The sequence below is a fragment of the Leptonema illini DSM 21528 genome, assembly GCF_000243335.1.
Classification (GTDB): Bacteria; Spirochaetota; Leptospiria; order Leptospirales; family Leptonemataceae; genus Leptonema; species Leptonema illini.
Genome location: NZ_JH597773.1, coordinates 1,230,137 through 1,247,215 on the forward strand (window position 1 = coordinate 1,230,137; position 17,079 = coordinate 1,247,215).

At 51.9% G+C, this 17,079-nt stretch carries 15 protein-coding genes and 2 pseudogenes; 5 read left to right on the forward strand and 12 right to left on the reverse strand.

The annotated features are described in order from the left end of the window. Positions 1 to 18: 18 nt before the first annotated feature. The 4 genes from LEPIL_RS05630 to LEPIL_RS05645 form a co-directional block, all read right to left on the reverse strand. Positions 19 to 2,001, reverse strand: a complete 1,983-nt coding sequence (locus tag LEPIL_RS05630) for a glycoside hydrolase family 15 protein (protein WP_002770786.1) — start codon at positions 1,999 to 2,001, stop codon at positions 19 to 21. A gap of 3 nt (positions 2,002 to 2,004) precedes the next feature. Continuing rightward, positions 2,005 to 3,150, reverse strand: coding sequence for a glycosyltransferase family 4 protein (locus tag LEPIL_RS21700; RefSeq protein WP_002770788.1), 1,146 nt, complete (start codon positions 3,148 to 3,150; stop codon positions 2,005 to 2,007). A 299-nt stretch (positions 3,151 to 3,449) separates the two neighbouring features. Beyond that, the gene (locus LEPIL_RS05640) at positions 3,450 to 4,661 is read right to left on the reverse strand and encodes a hypothetical protein (RefSeq protein WP_143464795.1); all 1,212 of its coding nucleotides are present in this window, start codon (positions 4,659 to 4,661) and stop codon (positions 3,450 to 3,452) included. Next, positions 4,648 to 5,694: a 3-deoxy-7-phosphoheptulonate synthase gene (locus LEPIL_RS05645; protein WP_002770794.1), complete on the reverse strand. Its 1,047-nt coding sequence runs from the start codon at positions 5,692 to 5,694 to the stop codon at positions 4,648 to 4,650. The genes LEPIL_RS05640 and LEPIL_RS05645 overlap by 14 nt, the downstream gene beginning before the upstream one ends. Before the next feature lie 223 nt (positions 5,695 to 5,917). Between LEPIL_RS05645 and LEPIL_RS05650 the strand changes: the two genes are divergently transcribed. Next, on the forward strand, positions 5,918 to 6,664 hold the full coding sequence (locus LEPIL_RS05650; RefSeq protein ID WP_002770796.1) for a suppressor of fused domain protein: 747 nt from the start codon (positions 5,918 to 5,920) through the stop codon (positions 6,662 to 6,664). 121 nt (positions 6,665 to 6,785) lie between these two features. After that, entirely contained in the window at positions 6,786 to 7,118 is a 333-nt protein-coding gene (locus LEPIL_RS05655; protein WP_002770798.1) for an HAD family hydrolase, read from the forward strand. Between the two features lie 44 nt (positions 7,119 to 7,162). Here LEPIL_RS05655 and LEPIL_RS05660 read toward each other — a convergent pair whose 3' ends face one another. Further along, entirely contained in the window at positions 7,163 to 7,915 is a 753-nt protein-coding gene (locus tag LEPIL_RS05660; RefSeq protein WP_002770800.1) for an SDR family NAD(P)-dependent oxidoreductase, read from the reverse strand. Between the two features lie 203 nt (positions 7,916 to 8,118). On the opposite strand from LEPIL_RS05660, the gene LEPIL_RS05665 reads away from it, so the two are divergent. Next, complete coding sequence (locus tag LEPIL_RS05665) at positions 8,119 to 9,021, forward strand: AraC family transcriptional regulator (RefSeq protein WP_040919649.1); 903 nt, start codon at positions 8,119 to 8,121, stop codon at positions 9,019 to 9,021. Positions 9,022 to 9,039: 18 nt separating this feature from the next. Here the strand turns inward: LEPIL_RS05665 and LEPIL_RS23340 are convergent, their stop codons facing one another. After that, positions 9,040 to 9,471, reverse strand: a complete 432-nt coding sequence (locus LEPIL_RS23340) for a hypothetical protein (RefSeq protein ID WP_002770805.1) — start codon at positions 9,469 to 9,471, stop codon at positions 9,040 to 9,042. A 124-nt stretch (positions 9,472 to 9,595) separates the two neighbouring features. On the opposite strand from LEPIL_RS23340, the gene LEPIL_RS21705 reads away from it, so the two are divergent. Next, positions 9,596 to 10,186 (forward strand): alcohol dehydrogenase catalytic domain-containing protein, encoded by a 591-nt coding sequence (locus tag LEPIL_RS21705; RefSeq protein ID WP_002770807.1) that lies wholly within the window; start codon positions 9,596 to 9,598, stop codon positions 10,184 to 10,186. Positions 10,187 to 10,339: 153 nt separating this feature from the next. On the opposite strand, the gene LEPIL_RS05680 is transcribed toward LEPIL_RS21705, so the two are convergent. The 5 genes and pseudogenes from LEPIL_RS05680 to LEPIL_RS05695 all read right to left on the reverse strand — a co-directional run bounded on the left by LEPIL_RS05680 (position 10,340) and on the right by LEPIL_RS05695 (position 14,743). After that, complete coding sequence (locus LEPIL_RS05680; RefSeq protein ID WP_002770809.1) at positions 10,340 to 10,918, reverse strand: chemotaxis protein CheW; 579 nt, start codon at positions 10,916 to 10,918, stop codon at positions 10,340 to 10,342. 171 nt (positions 10,919 to 11,089) lie between these two features. Beyond that, a pseudogene (locus tag LEPIL_RS24105) lies at positions 11,090 to 11,714 on the reverse strand (methyl-accepting chemotaxis protein); the annotation flags it as partial. A gap of 417 nt (positions 11,715 to 12,131) precedes the next feature. After that, positions 12,132 to 12,680, reverse strand: a pseudogene (locus LEPIL_RS24110) (MCP four helix bundle domain-containing protein); the annotation flags it as partial. 16 nt (positions 12,681 to 12,696) lie between these two features. Next, entirely contained in the window at positions 12,697 to 14,343 is a 1,647-nt protein-coding gene (locus LEPIL_RS05690) for a chemotaxis protein CheA (RefSeq protein WP_002770813.1), read from the reverse strand. Positions 14,344 to 14,368: 25 nt separating this feature from the next. Then, a complete protein-coding gene (locus LEPIL_RS05695; RefSeq protein ID WP_002770815.1) occupies positions 14,369 to 14,743 on the reverse strand; it encodes a response regulator in 375 nt (124 codons plus the stop codon). A gap of 639 nt (positions 14,744 to 15,382) precedes the next feature. Between LEPIL_RS05695 and LEPIL_RS05700 the strand changes: the two genes are divergently transcribed. Further along, positions 15,383 to 16,147 carry a transposase gene (locus LEPIL_RS05700; RefSeq protein ID WP_157135030.1) on the forward strand — a complete coding sequence of 255 codons (765 nt, stop codon included), beginning with the start codon at positions 15,383 to 15,385 and terminating at the stop codon, positions 16,145 to 16,147. A 4-nt stretch (positions 16,148 to 16,151) separates the two neighbouring features. On the opposite strand, the gene LEPIL_RS05705 is transcribed toward LEPIL_RS05700, so the two are convergent. After that, positions 16,152 to 17,078 carry a LysR substrate-binding domain-containing protein gene (locus LEPIL_RS05705; protein ID WP_002770821.1) on the reverse strand — a complete coding sequence of 309 codons (927 nt, stop codon included), beginning with the start codon at positions 17,076 to 17,078 and terminating at the stop codon, positions 16,152 to 16,154. Position 17,079 lies beyond the last annotated feature (1 nt).

Here is a 17,079-nt window from a genome sequence, read left to right on the forward strand (position 1 = left end):
GAACAAGACCTGAATCAATCATTGTTCTTCTGCCATTCTATTGGAATGCAGCGTTTGAGCTTTCTTTTGATAGGCGATGACGGTCCAGACATAGGCGGAGTGGCTCCATGTTAACGGCGATACGCTGAGCGGTTGTCCGTTAACAGGGCTTACCTGCTCGGCAAGCACTCCGGAGGGTAAAGCATTGTTAACGCACCAGTCGAAATACTGCATGGCTCCTTCAAGACTGGACGTATCGGTTGCAGATTCGATCAGATATTCGGCCACCCAGAGGGTGGAAATAAACCATGGATTTCCTGGAAGGTTTGACGGGCTATTCTCTTCTCTCTGGTAGACGTCCCCCTGATAACGGGCAAATCCTCCGACCGTGCTTTTTAGCCGAAGCTCGTTCTCGATGGCTTTGAACGTAGCGCTCATGCGCGGGTCACGTGGATCAAGAATTCCGAATGTGGCCAGGCTGAGCAGGCTGATATCGATGATGGGATCGAGTTTATAGCCATGTTCCGTTCTTGATCCCGACCTGGCATATCGGCCCAGTTCTTCACTGTACAGGTAATTCTTTAGAGCTTCGGTCATCTCAAAGGCAAGGCATGAGTAGCGTTCGGCCCGGGATTCATCCTGAAAAAGATCGGCAAAACGGGAGGCAGCTTTCAGGCCGGCGATGACGGCGGTGACCGTAAAGGCATGTGTTGCATATCGTTCTTCCCATAGATCATAGGAGGGCAAGGGAAGTCCTGTTTCTGAATCAACGTAGCTGGCAAGGAAATCGGCAGCTTTTAAAATCAAAGAATGATACAGGGGTCGGATAAACTCAATGTCGTTGAGATTCTCATGATGTATCCAGAGAGCCCACAATGTGAGAGCAGTGGAATCTTCCTGAATGGGCAGGACTTCCTTTCCGTCCACCAGCCAGGAATGCCAGTTGCTGGCAAGGGATCCATCGGGATTGTAATGCTGGAACATATAACCTTCAACTGAAATAATCCGGGAGCAGTAGTCGAAGTACTTCATGCAGACATGAGAATACCCGGATCGGGCCAGAGCCGCAGCTACAAAGGCTCCGTCACGTCCCCACATATAGGAATAGGTATCTCTTCCGAATCTTACGATATCAGAGTCGTTTGCCGCTATGATCGCTCCGTGATTGTCAATCTGTGTTCGCAGGATAAGCAGACTTCGATTGAATATGTCGGCGACGGGTTGAGGTAACCCTTCCAGTCGTTTCTGCAACGCCTCTTTTCGAATCCAGGTTCTCCAGTACCGCGATGTTCTGTTCAATAGCGCTTCTGGCATTGTCGTATGCACTTCAAAGTTTAATCTGGACACCTCTGTGTAGGTCTGTCCGGCAGCTATCCAGTAATAGTCCGTTGCAACTCCGTTAGCCGGCAATTCCATCCAGATGCCGATAGCGGAATAGGGAGATCCCCATGCTGCTGGCTCTCCGATCAATTCACCGTTTTCTTCGTTGTTGATCCAACCAGTCGTCGCTTCTCGGCGCCCGCAGGCGAAATGCCGGACGCCCCATTTTTGCTGTTCGCGGCAGCTTATAAGAAAATAGCGATGCATCTTATAGTGGATGATAGATGCGCTGCGCGGGTCGTAATAGGCAGTGCCACCTATCTCGTTACCGTACAAATTGAAATCATGGTAGAAAAAGAGATGCACATGGCGCGCCTCGGGCTTATCATTAAATACTTCGATCCTCTTTAAATAGACGTTCAGCTCCGTGTCCACGATGTCATTGCATCGCAATATCAAGCCAAGTCTTCGATTTCGAAGCACAACATCGGTAACAAGCGTGTTGTCCTGGTATTTTAGAACTTTTTCCCAATCCGATCCGATCCAGGAGAATTCGCCGTCTACCCAGACGCCGAAGCGAAAAGGATGGCCGCTTCCGTGATTCTCCTGACCTATGAAGGGAAAGTAGACGTCTCTTATCTGATAATCAGAATCAAAGTTTATCAGAAGCGAACCGTTGCTTACGGGTATATCTCGAGGCATAGGTTAATTCCTGATCCTGTGGTACAGTCTGGAGTACTTTCGAGCCATTACCTCGATGGAAAAGTGATCGGCAACATGCCTGCGACAGGTTCTGGGATCAATTGCCGATATAGAATCCGTTAACGACACGATTTCTTCTATCGTATTCACTACGAATCCGGTTTCTCCATGAACGACGATCTCGGGAACAGAGCCCCGATTAAGAGCGATGACCGGTGTTCCGCAGGCCATGGATTCGATCAGGACGAGACCGAAGGGTTCTCCCCATTGAATAGGAAAGAGCGTGGCTCTGGCATGAACAAACCACTGCTTTTTCTGATCATCGCTGAGCTCTCCTATGTAGATGATCTGCTTGCCGCTATCAAGGATCGGCTTCATGACTCTGGAAAAATAATCCTTATCAACCGGGACCGTTGAAAGATCGGCGAAGAGATCGAGAGATTCGCTGATCTCCGAGAAGAATAACCGATCCTTTTCTTTATTCTGGACGTTTCCGGCAATAATCAGCTGTAGACCGCTTCTCTTCGCTATTTCGATTGCTCTGTCCTGTCCCTTATCGCGTGTGATTCGTCCGAGCGAGAAAAAGTATTCCTCTCGGTTGTCGCTGTCGAGAAAAGGATAATCATCGATGTCGATGCCGTGATGGATGACTTCTTGAAGGTTTATCAGGCCTTCATGTTGCTTGCGCTGGTATTCGCTGATAGGCACAAAAAATACACCGGCGGACGGCTTCAGATACTTATTCCATTTTCGGAAGGCTGCTTCCTCTTCGACCGGAACATGCAGCGTCATTACGATGGGCACAGGACCTGTCACCACGCCCCGGAAGATGTATTCGAGCATGGTGGCATCATGCAGATGGATGATATCAATATCTCCTCTAATGGCTCGCTCCAGGGAGATAAGCAGGTGCTTCTTCATCTCATCGCGCTGCTCTTTTTTATTTTCGCTCCAGTATTCCGTGAAGGCCTTCGCAATGGTAATGCAATGTTCTCCGAAGACGACTGAGTCCGCCGGGCAGGCGACGATGGAGTGATGCCTGAGGCCGCTGAGGCCTCTGTCAATATTGTAGATGACGGCTTCAATAGGGGAATAGCGCGATTGCAGACCGATGGGTCGGTTCAGGGTCGCTACCTGTAGGATGTTCATGCAAATTACCTGCTTTCCGACGTCCGTCAGAATAGTTTAGCCGAGAGAATTGGATCGGTCCGGGGATTCGATCGAATCAGAAAGAAAATTCAAGTGCAGTTGCAGATGACAGAGCTGAGACTGGTGTAATGAAGCGAAATGACGAGGGAAAAACCGGGGAAACCACCCCGTTGAAACCGATCATGAAATCGAGTCGTGGCCCTTAAAGCATTCATGTTATGCACGGACTTGCAATCCTTTTATCTGGCTTCGGGCCCCCGGAAGCCTCTAAACCACAAAAAAACGCATTCCTTCACTCTTCACGGCTCGCCGGCCCATCCCGAGAACAGGATTACATGCATGAACTCCGAATAGATGACGCTCAGCGTTACGGAAAGCCCGAGCAGCCAGCCCGGACGAAATAGCGACACAACGACAAACACCGACGGGAAGAAAACCGAAACGTAACGGGGGAAGGGAAACGGCCGGTATAGATAGAAGGCGAAGCTTGCAAAAAAGGCCAGCACATACGTAGCCTCCACATAGAGCTTCCTCTGAATCAGGAGCGGAACCGCGATCAATGTAGCATAGAAGAGCAGAACCGTTCCCGGCGGCCCTTTAAACGCCAGATACTCCAGCACCCAGAGGCGAGCGTCGGCGCCCTGTGGAACATGATGTACGAGAAGATCCCGGGCCCAACCATCTGCGGCCTGGTCCGGCGTTTGCCCGAAATAGGATGCCGAACCGAAATACCATGCCAGGCCGACAAGCAGGGGAAGGACGACCGGCCACAGCCTCCCGAGAGCCGCTGAGAATTCTGAAAGCGAACGCATACTGAAGAAGCGCTCTGCCGTGGGCAGGCCTTTTCGTTGCAGGGGAATCAGAATCGGAGCCGATAGCAGCGCCACGGCAAGAAATAATCCCATGTTGCGCGTGAGCACGGCTAACGACGCGAACAGAGCGACCCATAAAAACCGATCCGCTCGCAGCGTCACAAAACACCAGACGGAAAGCGCTATATACAGCGGCTCGGAATAAGCCGCAAACATCACATTATGACCTGGAAAGAAGAAGACGAGCAATACGGCGGCGCGAATCTGCTCACGCGAAAGTCGAAGTTGAGATCCGTATCGCGTCAGACCGACGGCGATGGCGATATGCGAGGCGAAGCCGATCATCTGTGCGGCAGCGGCAAAGACGGGCCCATCGTCAGGAACAAGCCAGCTCGCAGCGCGAAGCATCATCGGATACAGAGGCGGCCATACGTTATGCGCATAACTCTGCATGAGCTCCTGATACGGAGCCGAATCCCAGCCGAGAGTGACGCTATTCGGAAGTATTTTTAAAGGCCGAACGAACTGCAGCTGGCCGATATCGTAGGCCTTGCGGATAACGACAAAGAGCTGACCGAACGTCGTAAGAAAGGCCGCATGTACGGAGTACACAATGATCAGACATTGCGCCCAGAGCGGAATCCGGCCTGATAGCCTCTGGACGGATTCGACGGCCTTCAAGACCTTACCTGTTTGCAAGCCTCTGCGCCGCTTCGCGCAGCATGCGTTCGGTATTATCCCAGTCCACGCATTTGTCGGTGATCGACAGGCCGTATTCCAGCTTGTCGGGCTCGGTGAGAGACTGGTTACCCGCCTTCAGGAAGCTTTCAAGCATGATTCCGCGGATGGAGTCGTTGCCGGCTACGATCTGTTCGACGATGGAGTCGAGCACCGCCTCCTGCTTCGTATGGTCTTTGTAGGAGTTCGCATGGCTGCAGTCGACCATGATGGCCTTCGGCACTCCGGCCTTCGCAAGCATCTCTTCGGTGCGTCGGATGTCGTCGGGCGAGTAGTTCGGCGTATCGTTGCCTCCGCGAAGGACGACATGCACGTCCTGATTACCCAGCGTATGCACGATCGACGTCTGGCCTTCGTTGTTGATTCCCAGAAAGGTATGCGGATGGTTAGCGGTCTTCATGGCGTCGATGGCGATCTGCAGATTGCCGTCTGTGCCGTTCTTGAATCCGACAGGGAAGGAAAGTCCGCTGACCATCTCGCGATGCGTCTGCGATTCCGTCGTGCGCGCTCCGATGGCGCCCCACGTGATGAGGTCGGCCAGGTAATGCGGCGTGATCGGATCAAGCATCTCGCCGGCGACGGGTAAGCCGAGTCCGTTGATCGTGAGCATCAGCGAGCGGGCGACGCCAAGGCCTTTGCTGATCTGGTGGGATTTGTTCAGGTCGGGATCGTTAATCAGGCCCTTCCATCCGATCGTTGTGCGCGGCTTCTCGAAATAGACGCGCATGACGATGAAGATCTGCTGTTCTATCTCTTTTGCAAGGGCGGCAAGCCGGGCGGCGTAGTCGAGCGCCGCCTTGGGATCGTGAATGGAGCACGGACCGACGACCGCGATCAGGCGGCGGTCGCGTCCGTTCAGGATGTCGACGACCGTTGTGCGGGCTTCGGTGACGCGCAGGGCGATGGCCTCAGAAAGGGGGAATACCTGCTTCAGGGAGTAGGGCGAGATGATGGGAGTGAGTTCGCGAATGCGGAGGTTCTGTGTGCGCAGCATAGTCTGAATTTATAAGAACAAAAATCCCCTCTCTGCAGTCAATAAGAGATCGCATTTTTGTCGGCTTTTCACGCATGCCGGGCGAACCGAATGCATTACGGTTGACCTGTACGTCGATAGAGATACTATACGCGGAGACCGAAAATGGAAATAGAGCGAAAATTTCTTGTAAAAGAGCATCCCGAGCCGCCGTCAGGCCGGTGAGGATCGTGCAGGAGACTTTATGAATAACGACAAGAACGACAATATCGAGATCTCGGGATCGGGACAGCCGATCTATCGCTACGAGCTCCCACAGAATAAAGAAGACCGTCCGGCCGTTCATATCGACGATGCAACGGCCGAAAAGATCGATGCCCATGTTGCCGCACATTACGGCAAAGTGGATTTTGTCTGGCATGAGATCGTTTCGACCGACATCCATCTTGACGTTCTCTATGTCGCACCTTCGCCGGAGCATGCCCATCATACATTCATTACGATGGGCATGAGCAACCTGCCGATGAACGTTCCGAAAGGAGCAGAGGCCTATCGATATGCCGAGCTGATGATCTGCCTGCCTCCGCAATGGAAGGTTGATCAAGAATCGTTCAAAGACATGAAATACTACTGGCCGATCTATCTTTTGAAAAGCCTTGCTCGTTTTCCGTTTGAGTATAATAGCTGGCTGAGTTTCGGCCATTCGATTCCGAACGGGGATCCGGCCGAGCCCTATCACGAGTCCACCGGCTTTACAGGCGTCGTTTTGCTACCGCCGATCGCTGTGGCGCCATCGTTTCATACACTGTTGGTCGATAAAGAGAAAGAGATCCACTTCTTCGCGTTGGTGCCGCTATATACAGAGGAGATGAACTTCAAGCTTGAAAAGGGGCTGGATGCTCTGTTTGATAGATTCGATAAGCACGGCATTAACGAGATCGTCGACGTCCGACGAAAGAACGTTTGCAAAAAGCGTTTCGGATTTCTGTAAACGGCGAAGTGCTGATGGATATGGCTCGCTACCTGGATCGACAGGTCTGCTGTCCAACATGCCAGACATATAAAAGACCGAATTCAGCGGGAAGATGCCGGCTGTGTGGGGATGGGCTGGTATGAAACCATTTAATCCTCTTCTCATTCTTGACCTTGATGAAACTCTTCTTTTCTCGACCGAGGAAGATCCAGGATGTGAGCCGGTGTTTCGTGCAGGCCCTTACTTTACTCGACTGCGGCCTTATCTGTCAGATTTCTTGAATACCGTGTCGGCGGCCTATGACCTGGCAATCTGGTCTTCGTCATCCAGAGATTATGGAAATGCCATTTACGTTACAGAATGGACAGGAGCGCCTGATGACACAGAACTCCTGCGACTCGGTCCGTATTTGCTGAGTATTAGCGGCACTCCGGATTTTCGCCGTATTGAAAAACGATTCTGGAGAGGTTGATCCGGCCTCGACTTCCTTCATAAAAGCCGAAGCCGGTTGCCTCATCAGAGTATATGACCGCCCGAGACCTCGATATCCTGGGCCGTTACCCAACCGAAATCGTCAGATACCAGGCCGGCGATCACCTTCGCCATATCGTCGGGCCTGCCGATGCGACCGAGCGCCGTTTCTTTTGCCAGCGGTTCGAGGTATTCCGGATGCTTTTCAAAAACGCCGTCTCCGATATTCGTATGCGTCGGACCGGGAGAGATGGCGTTAACGAGAATGCGGCGTGGCGCCAGCTCTTTTGCGAGATACCGCGTCCACGCCGCCATAGCGGCCTTCGACGGACCGTAAGTCGAATATCCGGCGAAGGTTTTGTAGCTGGAGTTACTTGAAGTATTCACGATGCGTCCGCCGTCTTCGAGCAGACCGAGCAGATGCTGTGTAAGAAAATACGGGCCCTTGAAGTTCGTCGTCATGATCTGATCGAAGAACTGCTCGGTTACATCGGTAAACGGCATACCGCCTCCCATGCCGCCGTTGTTGATCAGATAGTCGAAGCTGGTGCGTCCCCAGACGTTGTGCAACGTTTTCTTTACCTGCTCCGTGAAATTCGCAAACGACGCCGGCTGATTCAGATCAAGCCGTAGCGCCGCCGCTCTGGCTTCGTTCCAGTTCAGCTCTTTGAGAAGGGCCTCCGCCGCCTCGGGATGAGAGTGGTAGGTGATAATGACTCCGATCCCGCGCTTTGATAATTCAATTGCCGTTCCTTTTCCTATGCCGTTGCTTCCGCCTGTAATAATCGCTACTTTCATACGATCCTCCGTTTGAGTTATACACGTATCTTAGCGACGATACCGACGGATTACAAGATCCGATGCTGTCGATATATTGCCTGATCCTACCGCCCTTCGGAAGCGGAAATTAACAGAGACCGATGATGCGTTATTGTTCTCATGTTTTTGCCGGGCGATATTTTTACGGTTGCCTGATTCTGCCGGGGCGTCTTTTTGAAACGATGCAGCCCTTTCAGGCCATTACAGAGGAGATCGCTCAGCTCTGCGCACAGGCGACGACGACTCCCACAGAGACGGGCATCCCCGATGTCGTCATGATTCAGGGAGATGTGCCCGAACACCAGCTGGCCGCAATTTACGAGCCGTATATCGGCCTGTTGATTCAGGGGGCGAAAACGTTATCCATCGGCGATCAGGTTCTGCGTATGCTTCCGCCGTCGTATTTCATTATTTCGGTGGAGCTACCGGCAACGGGCAAGGTGGAGCAGGGGCCGAAGGGGCTGCCGTATCTGTCTCTGGGGCTGCGCCTGAATCAGAAGATACTTGTCGATCTGCTTTCTGATGTTCCCGAACGAATCGCCGGCGACGATAGCGAAGGCTTTCAGGCCTGTAAGGCCGATCGCGAATTCCTTGAGGCATGGCTGCGTTTGCTGCGCCTGATGAAGACTCCGCAGCATATTCAGGCGCTGGCTCCGTTATACACGCGAGAGATTTTATACAGGGCTCTGATCGGTTCGCAGGGATGGCGTCTCTATCATGTCTGTCAGATGCAGGGCCGCGAGTTAGGCATCCATCATGCCATTGACTGGTTGCGTAAGAACTTCCTGAAAAGGATCGAGGTAAGAACTCTTGCCGATCGATCGGGCATGGCCGTGACGACGCTGCATCGTCAGTTTAAGCAGATCACAGGACTGAGTCCGATTCAGTTTCAGAAGCAGCTTCGACTGCTTGAGGCAAGAAAGCTCATCGCCTTCGGCGGATGCAGTGCCGCATCAGCCGCCTATCAGGTCGGTTATGAAAGCACGTCGCAGTTCAATCGCGAGTATGCGCGCTTCTTCGGGAATCCACCGGTACGCGATGCGATCGTTCTGAGGCGGAGCAGCGAGCCAGAGTTAACAGGATGATCTTCTCAGATCAGCTTTTCAGGAAATCTGTGATTCTTGGGGCAGCCTGAAGGTAGAAGGAATAGAGGAGAGCTCGTCAATCAGTCGTCGCAGGTACTCTTCCTGAAAGCGATGTCTCTTCTTTCTGAGTATAATATGCGAGAGCGGGCCTTTAAAATGGCAGGTAAGGGCTGCATGCCTTCCGACGCAATTCGCAACATGATAGATACGATAAGGAGTGACTACCGTTGTAAACGACCATCCGAAATAGCTGTGCTGATTGACCGCGGAGGTTTGAATGCCGGTAGAAGCCAGCCCTTCGCTGAGGGCGACGGCCAGTGATTGTCCGCCAGGTTGGATAGGGTTTTCATTCGCATCGAACTGCCATTCAAGATCGGGACCATCATACGCAAAGAAGAGAGTGCAGGCACTACCATTCCATTGAATCGTTCCTGGTTTCGGTGCTTTCACGGTTCCGTGTTAGACCGCTGAATATACGCGACAACGAATAATGCAGGCTTGGACGTTTTTTTTCAGAGCTTTCTCTTCACTGCCCCCCTTTTTTGTCCGGCAGGCATGATAGGCTGGCCTGGCCATGAACAAAACAATGAAGGCTGCGGCTATCCATCAATTCGGAGGCATCGATCGTTTCGAGATCATCGATGTCGCTATCCCTGAAATCGACGACGATGAAATCCTGATCCGGCTGGATTTTGCCGGGCTTGGAAGCTGGGATGTTTTTGAGCGAGAAGGAGGCTACGCACGGATGCTCGGCCTTGTGGCTAATTTTCCGTATATCCTCGGATCAGAAGGGGCCGGCACGGTCGCCCGGATCGGCGCAGCCGTGAAAGGGTATAAAGAAGGAGATGCGGTGTACGCCTCGGGCTTCTTGAATCCCAAAGGAGGCTTTTACGCACAGTTTGCTGCCGTGAGTGCAGACCTTGTCAATCATCGTCCCGAGCATCTGAGCCCCGAGCCGACGCCGCCTGCGGGCAATACGCTACTTAACTACAATGCCGATCCCGATGCCGACCTTATGCGTCGACTGGCAGGCCTTCTTGAAGGCAGATCTCTTCGTCCCGTCGTTTCGAAGGTTTATCCATTGAAAGACGTGGCGGTGGCCCATGAGGCTCTACGACAGCATCATCTCGGTAAATTTATTCTTGCTATCGATCGTGCAGAGTGATCGGATGACTGGCGCGCATCAAAAGTTCTGAAGGAGTTCTGGTTATCGGTCATTCTCAAATGCAGAGCCTGTATTCTATGCAGGCGCCAAAAAAAGGCCTGCTCCTTCCTCGCGAAGAAGCAGGCTGCTGTGAGAATGGTAATAGTCTTATCATCAGCGCGAGTCTTGAGCGCCTCTCTGATCGCTCTGCGTTTCGTCCTGATTCTGCGCCAGTATGGAATCCGTAATGGATTCTTTTATAGAGGAAGAAGAATCGATCGATTTTGTCAGTTCGACGATCTCATTGAAGTTCAACACCGACGAGGGGTTGAGCAGTATAACGATGCGGTCTTCCAGTCGCCCCATTCCTTTGATGAAGTCGGCCCGGAGACGAGAGCCGAAGTTCGGAGGAGGGTCGATGTTCTCCTTGTTGATAGAGATCACCTCGTTAACGCTATCTACCAGAACGCCGGCAATGATATCGTCTTTATCGCCGTAAATCTCGAGTATGAGAATACACGTTCGCTTTGTAATGTCGGTCTCCCGGCCTAAAAACAGCCGGGAAAGGTTGATCACAGGAACGACGTTCCCTCTGATGTTGATGACGCCGGCGATGAATCGGGAGGTTCTTGGAACTCTGGTAGGCTCCCTGTACTCCAGGATTTCTCTTACGCCGAGAATCTCAATACCGAACTCATCCTTTCCCAGTCGAAAGGTGAGATGCTGGTTTGTGTTTTGTTGATAGACTGCCATTTCAGAATCTCTCGAACTTGGATTCGTCGATGACCTCCACCGTCTTCTGAGTTTTTGTCATAGCCTCACCGACAGGTTTTGTGGTCAGCTTTTCTCTTTTAACGGAGGAGTTGCTCACAAGCTTCTCTTTGTTCCGCACGGTGAAAAAATCGACAAGCTTTTGAAGCTCCTGGGCCTGTGTGGTTAACTCTTCAGACATACTCGACAGCTCCTCCGATGCCGAGGCATTCTGCTGGGTCACTCTATCAAGCTGGCCCATGGCCGAGTTGATCTGGTCGACGCCCTGTTTCTGCTCTTCGCTGGCCGCTGAAATCTCTCTGATAAGATCAGAGATTTTCATTATGCTCGGTATGATCTCGGTTATCAGAGAGCCTGCTCGTTCAGCCACTGTTACGGAGTTCCGGGCAAAACTGCTGATTTCGCCTGCATAGGATTGAGATCTCTCAGCCAGTTTGCGGACCTCGTTAGCGACGACAGCAAAGCCCATGCCGTGCTCGCCGGCCCGTGCCGCTTCAATCGCTGCATTCAGCGCAAGCAGGTTGGTCTGATAGGCGATGTCTTCGACGGTTACGATTCGTTCGGCGATATCTTTCATCGCCTGAACTGCCTGTTTTACGGCTTCTCCGCCTTCGTTCGCATCCTTCACCATTTTGCTGGCCATGGATTCCGTCTGTCTGGCGTTCTCGGCATTCTGTGTGATGGTGCCGCCCATCTCTTCCAGAGAAGAGCTTGTTTCTTCGACGCTCGCAGCCTGTTCGTTCGCGCCCTGACTGAGATTCTGCGATGTGGCGCTCACCTGCTCCGATGCGCTTGCGATATTGTTCGTTCCGATGAGAACGCCCGAGATCACCTCGCCGACACGTTTCACCATATCTGAAAGAGAATGTCCGAGAGCGTCCTTTTCTGAGCGCACGAGAACGTCTACTGTCATATCGCCCGCAGCCATCTTCTCGGCGTCATTGACAATGGCTTGCGTGGCCTGTATCATTTTCTTCATCGCTCGCAGAAGCATGCCCGATTCGTCTCGCGCACTATCATCGATTACGATTTGAACGTCTCCCAGTGCTACCTGCTCAGAGATAGCTACGACCTGATTCAGAGGCCTTGTTATACTCAGGCTGATTACGATGGCAAAGGTCATACCGACGAGCAGCGATACTGCCGAGGTGATGAAAATCAAGTTCTGAGTCGTCTCGGTATTCGCCCGGGCCTGAGCAAGTGCCGCGGCGGCCTGGCTATCATTCATTTCGGCCAGGGTGCTCAGATTTTTGTTCATCTCAACGGCAAGCGGAGCGACCTTCTGCCCGAAGGCCACCCAGGCCTGTTCCGTTGCGTTGTCGCCGTCCGCCATGCGCACGGCAACGACTTCATTCTGCGCTTTCTCAAAATCGGGGATCATGTCGATGACGGCGTCAAAGATCTTCTGTTCCTTTTCTTCGATGATTAGCGCTTTATATTGTTTCAAGCGGTTCTGCATATTGCTTCGCGACTCTTCGATACGAGCGAAGGCTTCTTTTCGTTTCTGTGCATCGCCGTCGATGATAATCGTACGCATCTCGCGCTGGATCAAGAGAAGATCGGCCTCGGCGCCCTTGCTGAGCGAAACGCCGATGAGATTGATGTTATAGAGTTCATCCATCTGCTTGCCCAGATCTGAAGTAGATCTGATTCCCAGAAACGCAACAAGAGCGACCAGGCCGATGATTATCAGGAAACTGATAATCAATCTCGGTCCGATTTTAATCACATTCAGCCATTTCACATGAACCCTCCGATGGTTAACTTTCTGTTTTACTGACAATTTCCAGTGCGCTATTGACCAATGCCGAAGAATTCTCGACAGATAGATCGCGAACCGTATTTAATAACAATGCCGTGTCGATGATTAAAGCCGTCGATCCGTCGCCGAGGACGGCGAAACCCGTGATGCCGTTCTTACCCTCGAACAGATCACCGGCCGGTTTAATAATGGAATGCATGCGCCCCAGAAGCTCGTCTACGACAAGGGCTGCTTTTATGTTGCCCGAGTGGACGATCATAAGGTTTTTACGTGCCACGCTGTCGCTCGCTTCTTCGAAGAACTCATCCATCTTAATAAACGGGATGATTTCATCTCGTACTCTGACAAAGTTCTGCTCTCCGACGGTTTTATCGCCTTCGCGAAACTCCATGCATTCGTCGACCATCTCCAGTGGAATGGCATACAGCGTACGTCCGATACGCATCAGGAATCCGTCGATGCTGCTCGCCGATAACGGAATCGTCAATCTGACAGTGGTTCCCTGACCTCTGACAGAGGAAATCGAGATATCTCCATTCAGAGAGCGGATAAAGCGAGTTGCCGCGCTCATCCCGCGATCTCTGTTGAACTCAAGGTCTACAATGATCTGTAATAGCTCTTCGTTTGACAGGGTTTCATCGTTTGCGCTGAAACCGTTTCGCTGTACTGCGTTTTTCACTTCATCTAAATCAACGCCGCGGCCGTCGTCTTCGACTTCGATAGTCACTGAGCCTGCTTGCTGTTTCGCCGACAGTGTGATTCTACCGGATCGCGGTTTCGCCGCCGCAGTGCGCTCGGCAGCAGACTCTATTCCGTGATCAAAGGCATTTATGATCAGCGGCTCAATGGCGCTGTACAGTGGGTCGAGCAGGTTTCTGTCGATCTGAGTGTCGCCGCCTTTGATGATCAGGTTGGCAGGTCGTTCCTTGTTCAGACTCAGTTCGTAAACCGTTCGTGAGAACCGTGAGAAGAGGGATTCAATAGGAACCATCCGTAGCTTCTGGCTCGCTGTGCGAACATCATTGAGAAGGCGTCCCATTCGATAGGCCAGCTCCTCGAGATACTCGTTTTTCACCGTATGCGATATCTGCTGAATAGCGGCTGCAATGGCGACGGCCTCCGCCACGCCATCGATCACGATGTCGAGTTTCTCCGCATCGACGCGAATGCTGCGTTTCCCGGATCGGGGCTCTGACGATTTCAGATCGGCAGATGGTACCTGAGAGTCGGTCGACTCAGGCTCATTCTCGTGAAATACTGGAGTCAGAGAATCGATCTCTCTATGCAGCGCTCTGGATCTTTCCGTCAGGCTCTGTTCTTCGTAACGACCCGTGTCATAGAGCTCCATCCAGTCTTTCAATATGCCGTCATAGAGGATGATAGCACGTCTCAGCTCATCAGAGAGAGTGGTGACGTAGAGTCTCGCTGAATCAAGATAGCTTTCCAGGGGAGCTGTAAGATCGGCGATGGCGTTGAAACCATGAAAGGCGGCCGTTCCCCGGATGCCATGGATGCCACGAAAAATCTCGTTCACCGTATCGTTTGTCGGCTTCGCTATTAACAGCAGGGACTCAAGATCCGAAGAAATTGAATCTATTCTTAGTCTGAAATCATTAAATCCGGGCTGTAATCGGGGATCTTGCATAGGCCTTAGCGACTCCTCTTCTGAATCAGAAGCGGATATGCCGTCTGGTTTCCGTGATCAGATCGCTCATCTTGAAGGGCTTGGTGAGCCAGGAGTTCGTGCCAAGGGACTGCATTTCTTCGACCATCGTTTCGTTCGTTTCGGTGGTCAGCATGATGACGGGAATGGCGGCATGGTTCTCACGCTTTTTTAGCTCACGAACGAATTCCAGGCCGTTCATAACGGGCATATTTACGTCGCATAGGATCAGCCGGGTAGAGCCACCAATGCGATCCATTGCTTCCATAGCCTGCATGCCGTCTTCAGCCTCGACAACTACGTATCCCTGTGTCTCAAGGGCAAGGCGGACCAGCTTACGCTGTGCTGCTGAGTCATCTATTATCAGAATACTGCCGCTCATGATCCTTTACCTCTTAAAGTTGGAACCACGAGATCAGAGGGCGTACCGAGATAGGGTAGAGGGTGTTCGAAATCTCGATACATCTGACTCACAATTAAAGATGCGTTCGAAAAAAACGTCAACACAAATTTGTTGTGCAACAATTTTTGGACCATAGCAATCAAATCCTCCTACTTTGCGTCTGCGCGATGGTTTTCGCCTGTTTAACGAAACATCACGCACGACGGTATATTTAATACCTGGGAATATTTAATGGGAGGGCCTACGAATCCGGTCAATTCGCTTTTTTTGTTGTACAACAAAAAAATGAGAAAGCAAATCCAGAACCAGGCTGCTCGAAGTATTGATATCAGGCATTCAAATGTTTAGATGAAACAGTGACCTAATAGAAAGTCATGCAATATTGCTATTACTCTCAATCTTCACCTTCAAATTCGAGATTTGTTGATACTGAAATATTTTTTGACCCGGATCTCGTTAAAGGTTTTTTTTTCTGGCGGTAGAATTACGAAAAAAAATAAGTAGGTTAAACATCGCAAAAATGCAATATTGCATTTCAATAACTTCATCGGGGAATATCGATCCATGCCGAGGAAAACCGCCATAGAACGCTTATCGAGGCTTCCGCGAAGATATTTCGTGGAATGGAGCGATTTCCGAGATAGCATAGGCGACGATGGCGATCTTTTTATATGGATTGAGGATGGGGTGGAGCAGTACTGGAGCAGCAGCAAGACAAATACAGGCGGAAGAAAGCAGAGCTATTCCGATCTGACGATTGAATTCATTCTAACGCTGAAGGGTCTGTTCGGATTTCCGCTGCGGCAGACGGTGGAATTCCTGTCGGCATGCTTTCTCTTTACCGGAGTATCGAGTAGCATTCCTGATCCGAGTCAGGTTTCGCGCAGAGCTCGCCATTCCTCTCTGTTTCCTCTGGTCGCGCGATCGTCTGAAAATGAACCTGTGCACGTCTTTTTGAGGGCTGAAGGTGTATCGGTAAAGACAGGCAGCACCTACGCACCGAAAGACGACGGCTGCTGGTGCAGGGCTTATCTGTCCGTTGACCGGCATGGAGGAAAGGTGCTATTTGGTGTAGTCTCTGTGGATGAAGATGAGGCTTTTTCCGCGGGGAGCAGAATCCTCACGTCCACCGAGCTTGAATTTGACAGAGTGGAGTCCATTGACGACCGGCATGCTTTTCTTCTGGATGCGCTCAATAAAGGAATGCAGGACGCTCTTTCAAATCACGAAGATCGCCCATTTCAAGCGCTTCAGTCGTTATCCGATACTGCTCTTGATGATCGCATAGCGCCGTTGCGAAAGGGACTCTGGAAAAAAGAAACGGGCATATTTGCAAAGCCGGTGCTGAACGTCATGGTATGCCGCCATGAGCCGATCGTCTGATCCCCTACACCTGCACGCCGATCAGATCGCGGCCCTTCTTCGTCTTCAGTTCAGGGGGGATGCGCGAAAGGATAAGCTGCTTCACCGCATCAAGTAGCTTGCGTCTGAAAAAATACGGTCCGTGAATCAGGCTGATCTCTCGCGTCGGCTGCGGGTCTTTAAGCGTCACCACTCGCGGATCATTCTTCGGAGCGGCTAACAGTGGAAGCAGCGTCATGCCCGCTCCGAGATCGACCATCTTTTTCAGGGTTTCAAGGCTGCCACATTCGATGCGGCCGGCGGCGCGGCTTCCGCATAGCTGAAGCGACTGATTGCGAAAACAATGATCCTCGCCGAGCAGGATCATCTCAAAGCGTCCTTCGCCGTCGGGGCGCAGGTCCAGGTTGCGCAGTTCGATCGGTCCGGGCAGGGTGACTCCCTTCGGATAGTAGGCGACAAAGGGCTCATAATAAAGCGGAATCTCGGTCAGATCATCCTCTTTCAGAGGAGTGGCGAGGATGCCGATATCCATCTCGTCATGGCGGATCTTCTCTATAATCTGAGACGTCGGCAGCTCATAGATGCGGAACTGCAGATGCGGATGATTGCGCGAAAGCGATCGGAAGAGCTCGGGCATGAGCACGGGTGCAAGCGTGGGAATCAGGGCGATACGCAGCTCGCCCACAAGCTCATCTTCGTCTTCGCGAAAGAGCTCTTCAAGGCGGCCGGCTTCGCGAAGAACGGTGCGGGCCTGTTCGATGATCTTACGCCCGGCTGCCGTCGTAACGACGGGCGTTTTGCGTCTGTCGAATAACTCGACGCCGATCTCGTGTTCGAGCTTTTGAATCTGCAGGCTGAGCGTCGGCTGCGTGACCAGGCAATGCTGTGCGGCCTCCACAAAACTTCCGTAGCGGTCAACGGCGACGATGTAGCGAAGCTGAGTAAGCGTCATA